17 protein-coding genes and 1 pseudogene are annotated in these 21,624 nt (G+C 39.0%); 9 read left to right on the top strand and 9 right to left on the bottom strand.

The features are described from left to right. Positions 1-85 precede the first annotated feature (85 nt). The 6 genes from I6751_RS12710 to I6751_RS12735 all read right to left on the bottom strand — a co-directional run bounded on the left by I6751_RS12710 (position 86) and on the right by I6751_RS12735 (position 9,530). Positions 86-1,237, bottom strand: a complete 1,152-nt coding sequence (locus I6751_RS12710; protein WP_196590830.1) for a glycerate kinase — start codon at positions 1,235-1,237, stop codon at positions 86-88. 108 nt (positions 1,238-1,345) lie between these two features. Beyond that, positions 1,346-1,738: a fluoride efflux transporter CrcB gene (gene crcB / locus I6751_RS12715; RefSeq protein ID WP_196590829.1), complete on the bottom strand. Its 393-nt coding sequence runs from the start codon at positions 1,736-1,738 to the stop codon at positions 1,346-1,348. A gap of 196 nt (positions 1,739-1,934) precedes the next feature. Continuing rightward, positions 1,935-3,047, bottom strand: a complete 1,113-nt coding sequence (locus I6751_RS12720; RefSeq protein WP_196590828.1) for a [Fe-Fe] hydrogenase large subunit C-terminal domain-containing protein — start codon at positions 3,045-3,047, stop codon at positions 1,935-1,937. A 201-nt stretch (positions 3,048-3,248) separates the two neighbouring features. Then, positions 3,249-5,234 carry a transketolase gene (gene tkt, locus I6751_RS12725; RefSeq protein ID WP_196590827.1) on the bottom strand — a complete coding sequence of 662 codons (1,986 nt, stop codon included), beginning with the start codon at positions 5,232-5,234 and terminating at the stop codon, positions 3,249-3,251. Between the two features lie 139 nt (positions 5,235-5,373). After that, complete coding sequence (locus tag I6751_RS12730; RefSeq protein WP_196590826.1) at positions 5,374-8,706, bottom strand: EAL domain-containing protein; 3,333 nt, start codon at positions 8,704-8,706, stop codon at positions 5,374-5,376. A gap of 140 nt (positions 8,707-8,846) precedes the next feature. After that, positions 8,847-9,530 carry a YjbE family putative metal transport protein gene (locus I6751_RS12735; protein ID WP_196590825.1) on the bottom strand — a complete coding sequence of 228 codons (684 nt, stop codon included), beginning with the start codon at positions 9,528-9,530 and terminating at the stop codon, positions 8,847-8,849. 312 nt (positions 9,531-9,842) lie between these two features. On the opposite strand from I6751_RS12735, the gene I6751_RS12740 reads away from it, so the two are divergent. Further along, positions 9,843-11,330, top strand: a complete 1,488-nt coding sequence (locus I6751_RS12740; RefSeq protein ID WP_196590824.1) for a methyl-accepting chemotaxis protein — start codon at positions 9,843-9,845, stop codon at positions 11,328-11,330. 152 nt (positions 11,331-11,482) lie between these two features. Here I6751_RS12740 and I6751_RS12745 read toward each other — a convergent pair whose 3' ends face one another. Next, positions 11,483-11,812: a DUF362 domain-containing protein gene (locus I6751_RS12745; RefSeq protein WP_196590823.1), complete on the bottom strand. Its 330-nt coding sequence runs from the start codon at positions 11,810-11,812 to the stop codon at positions 11,483-11,485. Positions 11,813-12,000: 188 nt separating this feature from the next. Between I6751_RS12745 and I6751_RS12750 the strand changes: the two genes are divergently transcribed. The 8 genes and pseudogenes from I6751_RS12750 (at position 12,001) to I6751_RS12790 (ending at position 18,970) form a co-directional block, all read left to right on the top strand. After that, positions 12,001-12,519, top strand: coding sequence for a MarR family winged helix-turn-helix transcriptional regulator (locus tag I6751_RS12750; RefSeq protein WP_196590822.1), 519 nt, complete (start codon positions 12,001-12,003; stop codon positions 12,517-12,519). A 32-nt stretch (positions 12,520-12,551) separates the two neighbouring features. Then, positions 12,552-13,034, top strand: coding sequence for a Fur family transcriptional regulator (locus tag I6751_RS12755; RefSeq protein ID WP_196590821.1), 483 nt, complete (start codon positions 12,552-12,554; stop codon positions 13,032-13,034). Positions 13,035-13,075: 41 nt separating this feature from the next. Then, positions 13,076-13,938 (top strand): annotated as a pseudogene (locus I6751_RS12765) (cation diffusion facilitator family transporter). A 93-nt stretch (positions 13,939-14,031) separates the two neighbouring features. Then, positions 14,032-14,427 carry a pyridoxamine 5'-phosphate oxidase family protein gene (locus I6751_RS12770; RefSeq protein WP_182187181.1) on the top strand — a complete coding sequence of 132 codons (396 nt, stop codon included), beginning with the start codon at positions 14,032-14,034 and terminating at the stop codon, positions 14,425-14,427. A 340-nt stretch (positions 14,428-14,767) separates the two neighbouring features. Beyond that, positions 14,768-15,658: a carbohydrate ABC transporter permease gene (locus I6751_RS12775; protein ID WP_182187179.1), complete on the top strand. Its 891-nt coding sequence runs from the start codon at positions 14,768-14,770 to the stop codon at positions 15,656-15,658. After that, positions 15,655-16,467 (top strand): carbohydrate ABC transporter permease, encoded by an 813-nt coding sequence (locus tag I6751_RS12780; protein WP_231037849.1) that lies wholly within the window; start codon positions 15,655-15,657, stop codon positions 16,465-16,467. The genes I6751_RS12775 and I6751_RS12780 overlap by 4 nt, the downstream gene beginning before the upstream one ends. A 20-nt stretch (positions 16,468-16,487) precedes the next feature. Continuing rightward, a complete protein-coding gene (locus I6751_RS12785; protein ID WP_196590818.1) occupies positions 16,488-17,852 on the top strand; it encodes an ABC transporter substrate-binding protein in 1,365 nt (454 codons plus the stop codon). A gap of 11 nt (positions 17,853-17,863) precedes the next feature. Then, entirely contained in the window at positions 17,864-18,970 is a 1,107-nt protein-coding gene (locus I6751_RS12790) for an ABC transporter ATP-binding protein (RefSeq protein WP_196590817.1), read from the top strand. Here I6751_RS12790 and I6751_RS12795 read toward each other — a convergent pair. After that, the gene (locus tag I6751_RS12795) at positions 18,885-19,661 is read right to left on the bottom strand and encodes a glycerophosphodiester phosphodiesterase (protein ID WP_196590816.1); all 777 of its coding nucleotides are present in this window, start codon (positions 19,659-19,661) and stop codon (positions 18,885-18,887) included. The two genes, I6751_RS12790 and I6751_RS12795, sit on opposite strands and share 86 nt — an antisense overlap. A 214-nt stretch (positions 19,662-19,875) precedes the next feature. Beyond that, the gene (locus tag I6751_RS12800) at positions 19,876-21,597 is read right to left on the bottom strand and encodes a methyl-accepting chemotaxis protein (RefSeq protein ID WP_196590815.1); all 1,722 of its coding nucleotides are present in this window, start codon (positions 21,595-21,597) and stop codon (positions 19,876-19,878) included. Between the last annotated feature and the right edge of the window lie 27 nt (positions 21,598-21,624).

Genomic DNA, 21,624 nt, shown 5'->3' on the forward strand with positions numbered 1-21,624 from the left:
TTGGCAACAATTATTTGGTTTAATTTAATTTAAAGAAAATGATATGAAAATACTCTATGCAGGTTCTGCATAGAGTATTTTCATATCATTTTTCCATCAAGCTGCCAATTTTTATCAGCTGGCAGGTTCGTACAGCAGCAAGCTGTAAAAGTAATGCTGCATTTTCCATGCAATAGTCAAGAGAACATGGAGCATAAGGTATAGCCGCAACGGCACTGACACCGTAATTTGCAAGATTATGAGCGGCTTCGCTGAGTGCACCGGAAAGGCAGATAACTGGAATGTGCTGCCTTTTTGCAATCTCGGCAATACGAATCGGTACTTTTCCCTGGATGGTCTGCTCGTCCGTGTAACCTTCGCCTGTGATAATGAAAGCAGCACCGGCAATGATTTTTGGGAAATTAATGGTATCCAAAATAAGTTTACTGCCTGATATTATCCGCCCATTGGTAAAAAGCATGAGTCCGGCACCGAGTCCGCCGGCGGCACCACTGCCAGGTATATTACTGACATCAATACCAATATCATGTTTGGCAATATTGCTGTAGTGAAGAAGAGCTGCGTCAAGTTCGGTTACTGTCTCCGGTCGGGCACCTTTTTGTGGTCCGTAAACTGCAGAGGCACCGGCGGGGCCGCAAAGCGGGTTATCTACATCACTGGCTATACAAATATCGGTGTGGCAAATGCGCTTATCAATATTTGTTGTATCAATATAAGCTAATTGAGATAGAGCAGCTCCTCCGGCAGGTATTATTTGATGGTTTTTATCAAAAAATTTTACACCCAGGGCTGCGGCCATGCCGACACCGCCATCGTTGGTGGCACTGCCGCCGATACCTATTATGATACGGCCAACACCAGCGTCTAAAGCAGCTTTTATCAGCTGCCCGGTCCCGTAAGTGCTGGCATGCCGTATATCACGTTTATTTTCCGGCGTTATTAATAATCCTGATGCTTTGGCCATTTCAATAACAGCGACAGATACCGTATTTTCGGAAAAGATATACCAATCAGCATTTATTGGCTCATTTAATGGCCCCATTACTGCATTAGTCATAATTTTCCCATGTGTTGTCTGAGCTAGGGCATCAATAGTGCCTTCACCTCCATCGGCGACAGGAACTTTGCTGATAGAAGCTTTTGGGAAAACCTGTTTAACGCCCATCGCAATAGCCGAAGCAGCCTCACCGGCAGTAAGGCTGCCTTTAAAAGAATCAGGAGCAATAACAATGTGCATGATGAAATCAACTCCTTTGACAATGTATATAAACTAACTGTATGTCAATTTATATACATTGTCAACGCACCTAAAAGTAAAAATATTTGTAAACATTGCATATAGTGTTTAAGAGTTCATGAAGTTGGCAAGTGTTATACCGGAATAAACAGCTGCCAGTCCAATGATCAGGTTGGCTGCTATGTTAACGAAAGCATAAAATATTGAGATACCACGAAATAATAATAAAGTTTCCATACTGAAAGACGAGAAAGTTGTAAATCCACCAATAAAACCAATAACTAATAAAAGACGCAGCGGCTCAGAAAGAATAAAGTTTTCATCGATAGCAAAAAACATAATAAATCCGATAAAAAAACTACCGACAATATTGACAAAGAGTGTGCCAAAAGGAAATACAGTTCCAAATCGTGCCCCGATTAAACTGGTGGCAATGAATCTAGTGATAGATCCAATTCCGCCGCCAATAAATACTAATAAGATTTGTTGATAGTTAAACATAAATACTCCTTAAGTGTTTTCTAAAAAAATATAGACCCCTACCGTATGGTAGGAGTCATTAATACATGGTGTATTTTAAAGCGAACCCCATCGCTTAATAAGTAACATCTATAAATTATAGCAAATGTCATAGCTTTTTGCAATGAAAGAACAACAAAAGCGCAATAAAATTTTTAATCATTTTATTGCGCTTTTGTTAAATACTGCGGACAAATAAATTTTTATCTTCGAGTAAACTTTCCAGTGATTCAAAACCAAGCCGGTAAAGTAGTTTTAAAACATAAGGATTATCGAGTGGTGTTTTATATAAGGCTTTTTTACCATAGGTGTTTACCAGATCACGTGCAGTGTCTTTTTTTAATAATGATTTAGGACCGCCGACACAACCACCGACACAGCCCATACCTTCAAAGAAATTGGCAGTGCTTTTACCTGTCAGTAAATCATCAATCATTTGCCGGCATGCAGGAATTCCATCAGCCTGCTGAGCAGTTAATTCAATGTCGTGGTGGGGATTAAGAGTTTTTAAAGTTGCCTGGACGGCGGCACTTACTCCACCGGTACGGGCATATATACGACCTGCTTCGGATGAAAGTTCCTTGATAGTATCTTTTTGGGCTAAGAGATTAACACCCAATAAATCAAACATTTCTTGTGTTTCTTGAAAAGTAAGTACGTAGTCTACAGCGCCAACGATGTCCTTTTCTCTGGCTTCAGCTTTTTTCGCTACACATGGTCCGACAAATACTGTTAAGGACTCGGGCTGGAATTTTTTTACAACACGTCCGGCGGCAATCATTGGAGAGACTGACGGCGGCATATGCGGAACCAGATCTGAATACATTTTTTTGATCATCGCCAACCACATCGGGCAGCAACAGCTGGTAAGCATGAAATCTTTATTAGTGTGGATATTATGTTCAAATTCTAAAGCTTCCCTGAGCGTCAATATGTCAGCAAATACAGCTACTTCAAGTAAACCACTAAAACCAAGTTCTTTGAAGGCATTTCTGACCATCCCAGGGTGCACATCATCACTGAATTGCCCCATAAATGCCGGCGCTATCAAAATAAACGCCGGATGGTCGCGGTTATCATTTAGTGCCTGTAGGACGGCAAGGACATCCTTGCTTATCTTTTGTTGATTATTGGTTTTACCGGCGGAAGATATCATTTCTGCTGCTTTCGGATGGGGAAAATGTTGAGGGGGATTAAAAAGGCAATCCAGCTGTTTTGTGATATCAGCAAGCGAACCTTTATCTGATGCCTTCCTTAACGCCTCTTCATATAATTCACTGATAGCTCTCATAAATTCTCCTGTCTGTTGATTAAGCATATATCATTTATATAAATACGATATTTTAACGCCATAATAAAGTCAATTAAGTCAGTCAAAGGGAAATGGATCTGTAGGTAGGGTAAGTTAATTATGAATAAAAACAGGGCAGGACCTGCCATTGATTATTGCCTGACAGCAAAACCTGCCCGTAAAGACTATAGTATAAGATTTTTATTTCAGTAATTTTCGCATTGTTTCAGCAACATTTTCTTTAGTAAAGCCAAATTTTTTGAAAAGTTTATCGGCCGGTGCCGATGCGCCAAACCCTTTCATTGTGACGGTTGTACCATCAAGACCAACATATCTGCCCCAGCCAAAATCAGCGGCGGCTTCAACAGCAACGCGTGCCGTTACGGCGCGTGGCAAGATATTATTTTTATATTCATCACTTTGTTGTTCAAAAATATCCATACAAGGCATGCTGACAACACGTATATCAATATTTTGTTTTTTTAGCAATTCCTTGGTTTCTATGGCCAGGCAAACTTCTGAACCGCTGGCAATAATAATCCCATCCGGAGTTTTTTTGTCGGCATCGGCAATGATATAAGCACCTTTAAGAGCTTCTTTGCTGCTGCCGGCAAGCTGAGGTAAATTCTGTCGTGTCAAAACTAATGCTGTAGGTGTATGTTCACTGGTTATGGCTAAATACCATCCGGCAGCAGTTTCTGTGGCGTCAGCCGGACGGAATACATTGATATTAGGCATAGCCCTGAGCATCGCCAGCTGTTCTATCGGTTCATGAGTTGGACCATCTTCACCGACACCGATACTGTCATGAGTGAGTACATAAGTAGTCGGTATTTTCATCAATGCCGCCAAACGGATCATTGGTTTCATATAATCGCTGAAGACGAAAAAGGTAGCAACATAAGGTCGCAGACCACCATGCAGTAATAATCCGTTGGCTATGCCAGCCATTGCTAATTCTCTGACACCGAAATGCAGATTGCGACCGGCGTAATTGTCTTTGTTAAAATCAGTTTCATTGTTCATATGGGTTTTATTGGAAGGTGCTAAATCTGCACTGCCTCCGATAAGCTGCGGCAGAAAATCTTTTATGCGGTTTATCATTATGCCTGAAAGATTTCTGGTTGCCTGTGGTTTGTCTTCATAAGCCCAGAAGTCTTTATCTTCCAGAAGTGCCGTACTGTCGGCAGCAGTGTGGAATTTATCCCATAAATTTCTTTCTTGTGGAAAATGTCTGCTGTAATCATTAAACAGCTTTTGCCATTTTGCCTGTGCAGACGCACCTTTTTCAGCAAGTTTTTGATAGTGAGTGTAAACTTCATCAGGAATAGAAAATGGTTCTAAAGAAGGCCATTGGAGATTTTCTTTTAATGCCCGTACATTGTCTTCACCAAGTGGTTCACCGTGCGCACTGGCCTTACCCTGTTTTGCCGGACAGCCATAACCAATTTGAGTTTTTATGGTAATGAAAGAGGGATGGATGGTGTCGGCCTTTGCCGTTTCGATAGCTTTACCAATGGCGTTTAGATCATTGCCATCTTCGACGGTAATGGTCTGAAAACCAAAAGCAGCCATGCGGTTTTGTACATTTTCAGTAAAAGCGATATCGGTACTGCCTTCAATGGATATTTTGTTGCTATCATATAAGATGATCAATTTGGACAGACCCAATGTTCCGGCGAGAGAAAAAGCTTCGGATGAGATGCCTTCCATCATACAACCGTCACCGCCAAGGGCAAAGGTATAGTGATCAACTATAGGAAAATCGGGTTTATTGAATACTGCGGCTAAATGGGCTTCCCCCATCGCCATACCGACTGCCATTGCCATGCCTGCACCGAGCGGGCCGGTTGTTGCTTCTACACCAACGGTATGCCCATATTCAGGATGACCCGGTGTGAGAGAACCATCTTGGCGAAAATTCTTTAAATCATTTAAAGTCAACCCGTAACCAAAGAAATGCAGCAGTGAATATAACAACGCTGAACCATGGCCACCGGAAAGAATGAAACGGTCACGATTTTTCCAAGTGGGATCTTGTGGATTATGGTTCATGTGATTGGCCCATAATTCATATGCCATTGCGGCACATCCCAGAGGAAGACCGGGATGTCCTGAATTTGCCTTTTGTACCGCATCAGCCGATAATACACGGATAGCATTTACACATTTAGTATCAATATTCATACTAGTTCGCTCCTTTTTAATTCATTGGTGCATGGGACTATAAAAATTATCTGAAAAGTCTGCCGCACACACCTGGATAGAAGATTATCATACCTGTTTATTGAAAATAGTAAAGTTACATGGTATGTAAATATTTAAATTATTGTATACTATTTAAGCATAACTTAACAGCAGCATCTCTGTCAATTGGTTTGCTGAAAACATAGCCTTGGATATAATCACAACTGCAATCACGTAAATTATTAAGCTGTTCTTGTGTTTCTACCCCTTCAGCAATAATATCCATTGCTAAGATATGTCCTAAGTTGATAATTGAAGAAACAAATTCGAGTTGAACAGTATCCATGGTAATTTTATCGATAAAGGATTTATCGATTTTTAAACAATTTATAGGGAGATTGCGCAAATAAGTAAGTGAAGAAAATCCAGTGCCAAAATCATCCAGAGCCAGGCTGAGACCATTATCTTGAAGTGCTTTTAGTTTAGGGATGACATCGTCAAAATTCTCCATCAATACGCTTTCTGTAATTTCCACTTCTATTTGCTGAGGAGAGACGCCTGTTTTGGTGATTATCGAAAAGATGGATTCGATAAAATTGTCCTGTTTTATTTGTCGCGGTGATATATTTACAGCTATACGTAGATTTGTTTTACCATTATTAGCGAGAAACCTGGCAAATTTACATACTTCCTCGAACACCCATTGACCAATTTCCAAAATCAGCCAGCTCCTTTCGGCTAAAGGGATGAAACGCGCCGGTGATACCAAGCCGTGTTCAGGATTTTTCCAGCGTAGCAAAGCCTCCAGTCCGATAAGCCGTTTACCATCGTTGGAGAATTGCGGTTGATATTGCAGAAAAAGCTCATTTCTCAGTAAGGCTTTATGGAGATTGTTAATCATTACTGTATCAACAACATTTTTATGTAATAATTCAGGAACAAAGAATTTCCAACAATTTTTACCGGCCTGTTTGGCGGAGTACATTGCGGTATCTACTTTTCGCAGTATATCTTCAACGGTTTTTCCCTGCGACGGATATAAGATGACACCGATACTGGCCGACAGCAATATATGGTCACTATCTATATCATATTCACTGCAAAGCCTGGCTGAGAGACGGGTCGCTATATCAGCGGCTTTTTGCTTTGTGGTCTTTCCGGGAACAATGACAGCAAATTCATCACTGCTGATTCGGGCAACAAAAGCATTTCCCGCAAAAAAATCCAAAAGGGCTTTACCGGTGGCGGTAATTACTTTATCACCGGCCGAATGCCCGAAAGTATCATTGACAGCCTTAAAGTCATCGAGATCTATTGAATATATAATACCTTCGGATTGATTAGTGGTTGCCTTGGCTAATTCTCCCTTTAGACGCATATGCAAATTGGCTCTGTTAGGTAAATTGGTCAGGGAATCATAAAAAGCGACACGTTCTACACTTTGTTGGGCATGAACCCGTTCTATAGCAAGAAAAGCTAAATCAGCGAATTGCCGGAGAATTGTGATATCTTCGTCAGATATGTCATGGTCATCCTGCCATATTACAGCCAGAACACCATGTACAGTATTTTCCTGCTTTAGAGGAACCAGAATCATGCTCACTAAAGGAGCCGACGCGGAATCATAAAAATCATGATACTGCCAGCGATCACGTCCACGGATGATGAGCCCCTGATTGTATACTGACTTTAGTGGTCCTTCCTGAAGTTTGATATCAGTATTGGCAAATTGTTCATACATGCCGATACCATGTTCAAGAGAAAAAGTAGTACCGGTATGATCGTATTTGCCGATAAAACCATCCATTGCGCCGACCAGCTGGATAGCATTGAACAAAATAAGCTCGGCCAATTTATCCGGACCGATAGAAGAACGAGTAAAAAGATTAGTAGTAGCACGATATTGTTTTTCACGCAGTAACAGATTATTTTCAACTTGCTGACGCAGATGGATTTCTTCGTGTAAGTCATCATTAGCTTTTTGCACTTTTGTGTTGATGGAACATATTTCTTCATTCATGGCCGTAAGTTCTTGATTGGCTGCGCAGAGCTCCTGAGTTCGTTTTTCTACCTCTTGCTCCATTTTCCCATATGCTTCGTGTAATGCCGTTTCAGCCTGCAGCTGTTCGGTGACGTCATGCCAGATAAAAACAGCGTACAGACTTTTCCCTAAAAGCATGGATTCTGCCGATAATATACCAATACGCTGTTCATTATTTTTAGTATACCAAGTGGTGTAAATATTGTGAAGCGGCATATGTTGGAGTAGAATATCACGACATTTTTTTTTATCAGCGCTTTTCCACAAGCCTGATTCTTCGAATCTGCGCCCAATGATATCCTCACGGTTATATCCCAGAACATTAAAAAAAGCGTTATTTACCTCAATTATTTTGCCGTTACTGAGATTGACAATGCCGACGGCGTCAGCAACATGCCGAAATGCCTTAAAATATTTTTCCTCAGGACGGGCAAAGTGTTTACCTAAGAGGAAAATTATTAAGGTACCGATTAAGAGGCAGATTAAAGCCGTTATCAGTAAAATCATATTGAGTTCAGAAACATTACTGGTAACAATGCTTTGCGGAGCTGATACGGCTACCAGCCAACGACTGTTATCCGGCAGCTGGACGGGGGTAAAAACAACAAAACGGCTGCCTTCTGATGTATTATAAACGCCCTGTGTGGGTGAATCGTTATTAATTGCTGTATGAAATAAATTTATCAGACTGGAATTATATTCGGGTAATTTTGCTGTACTGGTTGTTGACGGATAATTATTCAACAGATTTGCTTTTCCATTAAATTCGGGATGAGTACCATGGGCAATGATAGTACCTGATTGTGTAACAATAAATCCATAGCCGTTATTCATGAAAGAAATGCCGTTTACCATATTCATTAAACTGTCAAGCGGCATTGTGGCCTGTACAATACCGGTAAGAACGTTGTCGGTAAACACAGGTGTGGCTATAGAAATAGAAAGTCTGCCAGATGTTTTTGATATAATAGGTTCAGAAATAGCCAACTGCCTTGTTTGCACGGTTTTTTTGTAGTAATCGCGATCACCCAAAAAATCAGTGTCACCTGTTGGCCGAATGACGTTGCCAGCCAAATCACCATAACTGATGGTAGTCAAATAGGGATTCCTGTTCAGTGCATCGGCAAGTGTACTGACTATTTCAGCGTGGTTTTCAGGATGGACAATATCAGGATAATTGGCAAGATCCTGCATATATAAGACTAAATTATTAATAAAGGCAGAGGTTTGATGGGAGTAATCTGTACCGATTGCCTGGGCTGTTTTATTGGTGCTTTGGGTGAGTGCCTCATTGGAAAAATGATAGCTTACAGCAGTCAGTATACTGAGCGATATAATCATAAACAGCAGCATTATTAATAAAAGACGGGTGCGGATATTATTTAGATTAAAAATACGCTCTACTCTATCGGTTTTGATGAATCCGTTCATTGTTTATCCTCATATTATAAATTATTTATTGGTAACTATTATGATAAAATATGCAATGAATAAATTCTCCACCTATTTAAGAAAAACCTTCTATTTTTTACATGACTGCTATTTTATAATCAGCATAAATAATGATAAAGTTATTTGTGCTGAGGGGAAATACCATACGATTTAATAATACCCCAAAGCAGTACCGCTATGACAAATATTATTTCAATATAAGTCTTAAAAGGAGATAAACAGGCTGCAGTCATTTTATCATTAGTGACCATTTTAGCGGCTGTGAAGGCAAGAACGGCACCACCAGCATAAATTACCACGGGAAATTTTTCCAAAATTATTAAGAAAAAATTTGCACCGCAGATAATTATCGGCAGACTTATCAAAACACCACAGATGATAAGACTCCATTCGTCTGCATTGGCAGTGCTGGCTACACCAGCCATAGATAATATATTGTCGACACTCATTATTAAATCTGCAAACATAATGGTTTTGACAGCACTTAATAAAGTAGCTGGAGCATTGCTTTTTGTCTGATGCTTATGGGCAGTCAGAAGATTGGCAGCGATATAAAGCAGGAGCAGTCCGCCTAAAAATTGCACAAAGGCTATCGACAATATTTTTATGGCAAATATAGTAAAAATAACGCGAATAATTATGGCACCAGCGCAGCCAATGATCATTGCTTTGAAACGATACTTTGCTGGCAGGTTTTTACAAACGAGTGCTATTAATATGGCATTATCACCACTCATAGCAAGATCAATAAGCAATATGCTGCTCAATGCTATCAACCAATCAGCAGAAAATATAGTTGTCATAATAAAACTTCGCTTTCATAAAAAAATAAAGACCCTACCTTACAGAAAAACTGTAAGATAAGGTCTTGCATACAATAATTGCCAGCCGTACCGGGGTTTATAATACCCGTATTGACGATAGTCGGCTGCTAAGCTACTCCCCTTAACTCCATTGAACATAATTATTATACTATAAAATAAGCTGTCTTTCAATTTAATAATATATTAGTTTTATTCTTGTGATATTTAATATTATTTTTAGTTAAGACTGGATTTACATTAATAATGAATGTATACTATATGATATATTTGACTGTTCAAGGAGGACGTGCCATGTTTAAATTTTTTAATAAAGAAGAGCATCCCTGCGCTGAAGCAACATCAATATTGGACGCTGTTGAGGCGATGATGAATGGTAAGAATACGGCATCATTAAAAGAAACTAAGGCTGAATATCCTATACACCAACGAATGCTGGCACAGTTTGATAAATTAATAAAAAATGAAGCACAAATGGCTGAGGCTTGTCAAAATATTTTGTCTATTGCGGCTTCACTCAGTCAATTTGACGTAAATATGAATAATACTGCAGCCAATACAGCTGATTTTGCCCAAAAGGTAGCAGAGCTTGCTGAATCGAATTTGGCGATTGTTGAGGAAATAACTGCTAATGTAAGTGATGTAAATAAAAATGTTTCCGATACCTCGAGTAAAATGGATGATTTAGCAAATAATTCACAAAAGCTGGTTCAAAAAAATGATGAGAGCCTCAAGCAGATAAATGAAATCAGCGCATTAAAAGAAAAGGTCGTCACTGATATGCAGACGATGAAGGTGCAGATAGAAAGCCTGGGCACTTTAGCCGATAAGGTAAATGACATTCTCGATGGAGTAGCGGCTATTGCTGAACAGACTAATTTATTGGCACTTAATGCATCTATTGAAGCAGCCCGTGCCGGTGCTGCCGGTCGGGGATTTTCCGTGGTTGCTGAAGAAATACGCAAACTTGCCGACAGTACGAAGGCCAACCTCAATGATATGAGTACTTTTGTCGGTAATATCCACACAGCGGCTAATGGAAGCCGTGCCGGTATCAACAGTACACTGGATTCCACAGAGTTAATGAATCAAAAGATAGATGCAATATCTGCAACTATTAAGGAAAATGTAACTACAATGGAGAATACTATTGGTGCAGTGAATTCCTCATCTGAAATTATGGCACAGATAAAAGAAGCTGTCACCCAGGTAAATCAGGCGATGAATGTATCTGCACAGGATGCACAGAATTTAAATGATATGACGCAGGATATTAAAAATAATTCTATTGAATCAGGAAATGAAGCCGGGCAAATATCGCAGATTGATAAAGAACTGAGCAATATGGCTAGAAATATGATGCAGGCTTTAAACGGCGGCGCACATGCATTATCCAATAAAGAGATTATTGATAAACTCTATTCAGCTAAACAGGCACATGCTAATTGGCTGGACAATCTGCGTAAGATCGTTTCTGAAATGAAATTGCATCCGATTCAGACTGACTCGCAAAGATGCGCTTTCGGACATTTTTACCATGCAATAACACTCAATCATCCCGATATAAAAGAAAAATGGCAGGCAATAGATCCGGTGCATGAACAATTTCACAAGACTGGTGATAAGGTAATCGCTGCTGTGAAGGGGCATGATTCAGCAGCAGCCGGTAGTGCGATCAAGGAAGCGGAACAATTATCTCAGCAAATATTCAAACTGCTCGATGAGGTTATTGCTGTACTTGAACAAAAAAGTAAACTTGGTGAAGAGATATTACGCAATTAAGATATTAAGAAAAGGGGCTGTCATATAAAAAGCATTGACTTCATAAAGATGCAATCCGCTATCGTTGGGCCTTCATCCTTTTGAGGGTGTACAAAAAGAGGATTATTGTTCTTTATGAATGAAAATGGTTAAGTGTGACAACCCCCTTGTTTTTAATCATGCATAAATCGATGGCGGCGATGATGCATATGATGATGAAAATTCATCATCCGGCGGTGTTGGGAATGCTCTTGATGACAAGATCCTTTTTTGGCCATAGTGCTGTCAGTCTCGGGGTTATGGGAAGCCGGCGGTGTGATGTCGGTTCCGCTTGAGCCAGTTGTAATGGCTCCAACCGGACAGATGGAAATGCACTTGCCGCAATTTATACATTTTTCCTGATCTATTTGGTAGAATGAGCCTGATAAAGCTATGGCATTGGCAGGACAATGGCGGGCACATTTGCCGCAGGCGCGACAAACGGCAGTAATTGTGAATGACATTTTTTAACACATCCTTAATATTAATATAATTAGGACCCTAATTAATATTAATATTAGGGAAATACTAAGTCAATAAAAAAATTAGGAACCTAATTATTTATTGACTAAAAAATAAACGCATGCTATAATGCAATTAAGTTAGGAACCTAATTACATTGAAATGATTAATAACTATAGGAGATATTATAATGAATAATACTTATGAATTATCAATTGCACTGCATCGTTTAGGACGGCAGCTGCACCGGGCTTACCATCGTGGCAACCATCATAACGGACATTATCGCGAGCAGTCACATCTATTGTTTCTCATTGCGGAAAATGATGGAATTATTCAGCGCGATTTAGCGGAAAAAATGGATGTCAGACCATCCTCAATGACAGAAATGGTGACTAAAATGGAGACAGCAGGCCTGATTATCAGGCAGCAGGATAAAAAGGATCAACGGATTATGCATTTGTTTTTAACAGAACAAGGTAAAGCGTCAATTATTAAATCAAGAGAAAAAGATATAAAATTAACCGATAATTTTTTTCAGGGACTTACGGAAGAAGAAGTAGGAGAGATGCTGCGTCTTACTGAAAAACTTTGTGCATATCTGGAAAGTACCACAGAAATGGAGCCGGATATTTGCATGCATCGTTCGCATGGTGGTTTTGGGCAGCGGATGAGACATATGATGGGACATCATCATCGTGATGAATAGTGTGGTTGTTATAAAAAAAGCAGGTTTTTGATATGAGTGAAAGTATACTTCAAAATATTTTACGACAATTAAAAAATAACGGATGTCGTTTAACTGAACAGCGGCGCATAGTCATAAAGATAATTTTAGCGCATAGGCATGATCATATGACAGTGGAATTTATTTATGACCATGCAAAATCAGTAACTAGTAATATTTCTTTGACTACTGTATATAGAGTCGTTGATTTTCTTAAGCAGAATAATTTTATCCGCAAAGTATATGCTGAGGATGAACGTTATTTTTATGAGTTCATTAATCCTGATGAAATTATAGTACATCCACACTGTGTGTGCAGGAAGTGTGGTAAAACCATAAACGTGTTGGATTCTGGGATCTTGCTGCAGATAGCTGCATGCAGACAAAAAATTGCAGCTGATTACGGTTTTGCTGTCACGTCATCCAATATTGTCTATTATGGAATTTGCAAAAAATGTCTTGAAGCTCTTGATTTAGTTTCGGTTCAGGTGAGGTGATAAGTTTGAATACCTTTTTACTCAGTATTTTTCCTACTGGGATGAAACACAATAATATCGGTTTATATGTTGGATGCACAGGAATTTTGGTAAATTTTTTAATTTTTCTAATAGAATTATCAGCCGGATTAGCAGTAAATAGTACCAGCTTAATGGCCGATTCTTTCCATAATCTTATTGATGCCGGTTTTTCGGTTGGAACAGCGGCAGCTTTTCTTCTTATTGGTAAGCCGGCAGACAACAAACATCCTTTTGGTTTTGGACGCAGTGAATATTTATTATCTTTTGCATGGGGATAGGGTTAACTGCAATCGGGATATTTTTTGGACGGGTTTCTTTGGAGAAAATCATCGATCCTGAACCAATGCTTGTTAATGGGACTGCTATTATTACGATGATGTTAGCAATTGTTCTTAAGCTGGGATACAGCCTGCTTAACCGCAGTTGCGCTGAAAAAATTGCATCCATTGCCTTAAAGGCCAATTATTGGGAAACTATTGTTGATGTGTTTACATTATTGACTGCCCTCGGTTCACTTGCTGCAGCAAAATTCGCTGATATTCAGCTGGATGGAATTTTGGGGATCGTAATTTCCGGAGTGATAATTTATTCTGGCGCAAAAATAATGAAAAAAGCGGCAGATGCACTGATCGGCGAGTCTCCCAATCCGGCGGTAGTCAATACTATTACCGCGAAGTTAATCAGCAATAAATATGTCGCTGGCTGGCATAATCTTGTTGTGCATGATTACGGCTTAAATAAAATCGTAGCTTCAGTTCACGTTGAATTTCCGACAAATGTATCATTTGCCACTGTACATCATATTATGGCAGATATCGAACGATCCCTTTATGAGTCGGGTATAGAAGTTACCATTCATCCCGATCCGATTAAGAAAACATGACATGATTTTTTTGTGGCGGAAGATTATGGCGGTATTGGAAAGGATGTACTATAATTATATCAGTATAATACAAAAAATAAAGGGGATATTGGGATGAGTGAAGTATTGAAGTTTTTACAGAAAAATAAGATTTTTTATCTGGCGACTACAGTAAACAATGTGCCGCATGTCAGGCCTTTGGGGTTTATTATGGAATATAATGGTAAACTTACATTCTGTACATCAAATAAAAAAGCTATGTATAAACAACTCATAGCCAATCCCGAGGTTGAAATATGCTGTGTTGATGCTGATTATAATTTTTTGAGAATTAAGGGAAAAGCTGAATTTTGTACGAACAGTACTGTACAGCAAAAGGCGTTGCAAGTTATGCCATCCCTTGGTAATATATATTCTGTCGGAGATGGTGTTTTTGAAATATTTTCTCTGAATGAGGCAACGGCAATATTGCAGACAATGTCAGGGGAAAAACGTAGGCTGGAAATATAATCTTATAATTTATATAGTATTGATAATTGTCAGGCGTATGATTTTTCATACGCTTTTTTTTGTAAAAAACGATTATAGAACTATGAAAATGGGGTAACAATATGAGAGTGTTAAATGCAGTCATTTTCATTCATTAATATATGCAATATTCTGCTTTTAAAAAAGGTGGAAAATGACGTAACGGTCTTGGGGTGCATTCTTATGGGTTCAATGCTGTTCATGCGACAACCACAAAAAGATAAATTTAATATCACTTTTACAGTGCCATAACAAAATGTTTTTAATAGTATGTTATTTTAGTTTTAGGAACATTATTAAACCATACTGGAAGTGATAATTTTTGCATTGGCGATTTTTAAATGTTTTTTCTGGTTTTAAGGAAGCAGCATTGTATTTAATACCTTCTTTATCATTATTTATCGTATTTATTTTTTATCCATTATTGAAATCAATTAAATTAAGTATTTTTAATAGCGATTTAGTTGGCAGGGAGACTACTTTTGCCGGATTCAGCTATTACAGCGAAATGCTCAATTCATCACAATTTTTGCATAGTTTATTGGTAACGCTGTTATTTACTTTTTATACTGTGGTTCCTGGTATATTAATAGCATTGTTTTTAGCCTGTATGGTAAATAGTGAATTAAAAGGGATAGCAATATTTCGCACGATTTTTGCATTCCCATTATCCATTGCAGTTGCCGGTGCGTCAATGATATTTATGATGCTTTTTAATCCCAGTTCAGGTGTATTTAATTACTTTTTGCAATTGATACATCTGCCAGCGGTATTTTGGTTGTCGGATGCGCATTGGGCATTATTGTCGGTAGCGATTATCAGTATATGGCGCAGTGTAGGATTTAATACCATTGTATTGCTGAGCGGATTGCAGGCTATTCCCGAACAAATATATGAAAGTGCCCGTATTGACGGAGCTGTTTCTTGGCGGCAGTTTATTGATATAACATTGCCGTTGTTGTCGCCAACATTATTTTTTGTGTGTATCGTATCAGTGATAAATGCTCTGCAGACTTTTGGGGAAATTAATATTTTGACACAGGGCGGACCGATGGAAGCTACTAATGTAATCGTTTATTCGATTTATCGGGAAGCATTTTTCAATACTAATTTTGGCTATGCAAGCGCAGAATCCGTAGTTTTATTTTTACTTATCTTAATATGTACTTTATTTGAATTTTGTTTTCTGGAGAAAAAGGTGTTCTATAGATGAAAAAAAATTGCGTGCGTTATTTGATACTGATAGTGATGGGTCTTATTATATTGGCACCGTTTTTTTATGCGGTCATAGTCAGTTTTGAGTCTGCGGAAGATACGCTGGCTTTTCCTCCGGTATTTGTTCCGGGGGAAATTTATATTAAAAGCTATCTCGAAGCATTTAGAACAGCACCGCTTGTTATTTTTATTATAAATAGTTTTGTGGTGTCACTATCGGTTACCGTCGGGCAGGTTATAACGTGCAGTCTTGCCGGATATGCATTTGCCTTTTTAGAATTTCCGTTTAAAAAAGTGTTGTTCATTATATTTTTATCGACGATGATGATACCAGCTGAAAGTATTATTATCCCTAATTATTTTACAATACGCTCATTAGGCTGGTTGGACAGTTATCAAGGGTTAGCTGTTCCTTTTATGGCATCTGCTTTTGGAACTTTTTTATTACGGCAGTATTTTCAGACCTTACCGCGGGAAATATATGATGCGGCTAGAATCGATGGCTGTGGCAGGCTGCGATTTTTTTTAACTATGGTATTACCCTTATCGAAACCGGCTATTGCTACTTTAGCAGTATATGCCTTTTTGACAACATATAATCAGTATATGTGGCCGCTGCTGATAACGAATACAGATGGAATGCGTACGGTACAGATCGGGCTTGCTATGCTGCAGTGGGACCAGGGAATATCATGGAATACTACAATGGCCGGAATAGTAATTGTTTCGCTGCCCACAGTAATACTGCTTATTGCAGGACAAAAACAGTTAGTCAAGGGATTGACAGCAGGATCAGTAAAAGGGTGAAAAGGAGAGAAATATATAAAATGCAAAAAAAATCTTTATGGAAGAGGATAGCGGGACTGCTGTTATTGGGAGTAATGGTCATGTCTATTACTGGCTGCGGTGACAGCAGCAATGAAGCCGGTAAAGGTAAAGAACCTACAAAAATTGTGTTTTGGTATGCCGTAGGGGGAAAAGTAGGTGAAGCAACAAAAACGCTTGTAAAAGAATTTAATGATATGCATCCGGATATCAAAGTAGAGGCGGTTTTCCAAGGTGATTACGATTCAGCAATAAATAAATTGAAACAGTCAATAGCATCTAAATCGACACCAAATGTAATGCAGGTATATGATATTGGTACGCGTTTCATGATTGACAGCAAGGCAGTTGTGCCTGTACAGAAATGGATAGATAAAGAAAATTTTGATACGTCGAGTTATGAAAAAAATATATTGGCTTATTATACAGTGGATAATAAATTATATTCTATGCCATTCAATACGTCGACACCGTTACTTTATTATAATAAAGACATGTTTAAGGCAGCGGGTCTTGATCCCGACAATCCACCGAAGACGTTTGAAGAAGTGGCGGCCGATGCTCAAAAATTAACTCAAAGAGACAGTTCCGGCAAAGTCACCAGACCGGGAATGGCTATGGCTATTTACGGGTGGTTTTTTGAACAATTTTTGGCAGAGCAGAATGCGCAGTATGCTAATAATGGAAATGGCCGCGATGCGATGGCGACTGCAGTATCATTTAATTCGCCACAAGGAGAAAAAGTACTCAACTGGTGGGCCGATATGGTGAAAAATGGCAGTGCTGTTAATATGGGACGCAAGACAGAAGATACAATGAAGGCATTTGTATCAGGACAAACTGCGATGACTATCGATTCAACGGGCGTGTTGGGTGATATAATGGATGGCGTTAATGGCAAGTTTGAGGTAGGAACGGGATTTATGCCGCATCCAGAAGGTTCTGCCAATGGAGGCGTTATAATAGGCGGAGCATCATTGTGGATGCTCAGCGGGCATAGCGATGCGGAAGAAAAAGCTTCATGGGAATTTATTAAATTTATGACAGCCCCCAAGCAGCAAGCTTTTTGGCATATAAAAACAGGTTATTTCCCTGTTACGACGGCAGCTTATGATGATGACGAATTAAAAAAATATGATGCTAAATATCCTCAATTCAAAATAGCAATCGAACAGTTGCATAATACACCAATTAATCGCAGTACTCAGGGTGGATTGCTTGGTGTGTTCACTCAGGCACGGCAGGAAATTGAAAATGCGATTGAACATGTTTTAGCCGGACAGGCTTCTTCGCAGGATGCGTTGCAAAAAGCAGCGGATACTGTTAATGATGCAGTAGCAAGATACAATTCATCAGTGGAAAAATAGAGGGGTATAGTGTGGCTACTATAAATTTTTATCAGGTTAATAAAGAATTTGGTGATTATACTGCTGTTGCACCTTTCGAGCTGACTGTCAAAACCGGAGAGTTTTTAGTACTGGTTGGACCATCAGGGTGTGGCAAGACAACTATTTTGCGGATGTTGGCAGGGCTGGAATCACCAACTAAGGGACAAATATTTTTAGATGGTGATGACATTACTGAACTGGAACCCAAAAATCGTGATATAGCAATGGTTTTCCAAAATTATGCGTTATATCCACATATGACGGTATATAATAATATGGCGTATGCTCTGAAGCTGCGTAAATTTAATAAAAAAAGCATAGCAGATGCAGTTAACAAAGCTGCTGCTATGCTTGATTTACAAGACCTGCTTGCAAGATATCCACGGCAGTTATCAGGCGGGCAGCAACAGCGCGTGGCATTAGGAAGAGCAATAGTTCGCCAGCCAAAGGTTTTTTTAATGGATGAACCATTGAGTAATTTAGATGCAAAACTGCGGGTGCAGACCCGCACAAGACTTATTCAGCTGCATAAAAAGTTGAAAGCAACAATAGTGTATGTGACTCATGACCAAATTGAAGCAATGACTATGGGAACGCGTATTGTTTTAATGAAAAAGGGAGTAATTCAACAGGTAGGTGAACCCATAGAACTTTATCAAAAACCTGTCAATCGCTTTGTGGCTGCATTTATGGGAACTCCACCAATGCAGTTTTTGAACGGAGAAATCAGCCGAAAAGGCAATAACAACATATTCCAAAATGAAAACTGCCGGCTTATTTTACAGGGGGAATGTCAGTTTATCGGACGTGCCTGCATTGGAATTCGTCCTGAAGATTTGGAGTTATGCAGCGTCGAACAAAGCTGTTCAATAAGCGGTGTAATTACAATTATAGAAAATATTGGTGCTGAATCAATAGTACATTTCAATGTCGGTGATGGACAGCTGGCAATGAAACTCACTGGAATGGGAACTGTACTGCGGGAGGGAGAAATCATAACGGTGAGACCGATTAATCTGGTTCATGTGTTTGACGAAACGACGGGAAACAGTGTGGCGCGGCTTTGTCCGCTTTGCAGCAGTCCGGATAATCACTGAAAATCCCGGTTAATGGAAATCTATTGATAAAAGCAAGCTCATCTTTATTGTTTATTGTATAACAATTAATGCCGATGCCGCTGTTTCTGGCTTGATCGACCCATTTACAGTCAAGATACTGCCAGTTGGAATGGAGGTAATCGGCGTTTGTACTATTTATTTGTTCCAATACGTTTACAGGCCTTGATGAAAAAAGTACTCCGGTTTTGAAATGACTGTCAATAGTTTTTATTTTGCATAAAGATGGATGATAGAATGACGATATTATGATGCGGTTATAATAGTTAAAATTATCAGGTGACAGGTTTTTTATGATATCGATCAGGTGCTGTTCAATATTTTGGTAGATAACGGGTCCATTTTTTATTTCAATATTCAGCAGAAGCGGTGTTTTTACATACCAGGTGAAAAATTCAGCAAAGGTTAATATAGGTTCACCAGTAAATTTATTATTGAACCAGCTGCCAAAATCCAGACGTTTTAATTCCTGCAAAGTCAGGTCGCGCAGCCAGCCACTGCCGTTGCTGGTACGATTTACAGTATGATCATGACAGATGATCAATTCATTGTCCTTAGTCATTTGTACATCAAGTTCAATACCGTCGGCTTTTAGAATTGAAGCCGATCGGAAAGCAGACATAGTGTTTTCCGGGGCATAGGCACGGGCACCGCGATGGGCATAAATCAGCATAAAACAGACCTCCTTATAATTAAAAAGATAATATTATTGTAAGATTTATGATAACTGCATTTGTTATTATTAGGTAAATGTTATGATAAGTTTTGCGGTATGAAATAGATGTAATGATTATGACGGGGGAAAGAATTTTGACATTGATTTATATAAAAGGCCCGGATTTATTTTATAATAAATCCGGGCCTTTTATATAAATCAAATAAATCAGTTAAACTTTAAAAACATGGATGGATTGTTCAAGTTTTTCTGCCATTTTTGCTAAATGTTCACTGGCAGTGGCTATTTCCTCAACTGACGAAGATTGTTCCTGGGCGGATGCTGAAATAGTTTGAGCGTGTTCAGATGTTTTTTGCACTTCGTTATCAATGCTCTCTACTGCGGTTACTACATCCTGTGTGCCGCTGGTTATTTCTTCCACAGCAGCTGATATCTCGTGAATTTGACTGGTCATATTACGGACCATTGTCAATATTTTGCCGAAGCTGTCCCCGGCGCCTGAAACGATTTCGGTACCGCGGCTGACTTCTGCTTTATTGTCATTCATGTAACTTACGGCATTATTAGTTTTGGTTTGTATTTCATTGATGAGATCAGTAATCTGTTTGGCTGCATCCTGTGATTGTTCAGCAAGTCTTCTTATTTCTTCTGCAACAACGGCAAAACCTCTGCCGGCTTCACCGGCTCTGGCGGATTCTATTGCGGCATTTAGGGCTAAAAGATTGGTTTGACCTGATATGGCAGAAATTACATCGACAATTTGGCTGATTTGTTTAGATTTTTCTTCTAAATCGGCCATGACAGCAGCGGTAGCATTTGTCTTTGTTTCTATGGTGTTCATTTGTGTCACGGTTTGTTTTATTGATGATTCACCATTATTAGCTGCTGTCGCCGTATCTTCAGCAGAATTTGCCACAATTTCGGTATTGGCGGCCACCTGGTTAATCGCAGTAGAAATTTGTTCTACCATATTAGCAGCATTATCGGAAGCTTCTAATTGTTTTTCTGATCCTGCTGCCACTTTAGCAACTGTCCCGGCAATTTGATCAGAGGCTTGCGCCGATTCTTCTGCGTTAGCTGTAAGTTCTTCTGATGAAGCGGCAAGTTGTTCAGCAACCTCTGATAGATTTTTGATCAATAATTTGACATTAGTTTTCATTTTGTCCACAGCCCTGGATACGTCGCCAAATTCACTTTTATCAGTGAGACTTTTGTGGCTGATATCCTGGGAAAAATCACCGTCAGCTAATATGGTCAGGTAATGAATGAAATCTTTTAGTCTGGAAGTAATTTGTTTTATTATTAACCAACCGGAAAAAACAGTGAGGATGATTGCAAATAAAATAATACCAATAAATAGTGCAGTGACAGTGGTGGATTGTTGTTTGCTGCGGGTATTCATATTATCAGCTGATTGCTTGATTTCAACGGAAAAATCAAGTAGATCATTGGAAAATTTATCTGACAAAGGTTTACCTTTTTCCATAAATAGATTGAGAGCAGCAGTTTCATCGCCATTCATAGCCAGAGTAACTACCTGGTTTCTGACTTGTCTATAAGCGGCTAATTCATCGGTTATTTTTTGATAGTTAGCTTTTTCGTGTTCAGACATGGGTAAAGCAGTAAATGTTTTTGAATCCTTGTCAAAAGCAGCGGCATTTTTACCTATTTCTTCGAAAAATTGTTTTTTGCGGGCCATATCTTTTACTGCCAGCAATGCATATATATCAGATTCTATTTGGCGATTTTGTATTCGACCGTCATTGACCAGCTGAACGGCGGTCAATTTGTTATTATACATATCATCCAAAGATTTATTGGCAGAGCGTAAAAAATAGTAGCCTGTTCCACCTACGATAATTAAAATGATAATTGATACGATGATTAATAAACTGATTTTGGTGCCTACTTTTAGATTTTTTAGCCAATACAAATGAATCGCTCCCTTTATAGCAGATTT

This window comes from Pectinatus frisingensis (assembly GCF_015732285.1).
Taxonomy (GTDB): Bacteria; Bacillota; Negativicutes; order Selenomonadales; family Selenomonadaceae; genus Pectinatus; species Pectinatus frisingensis.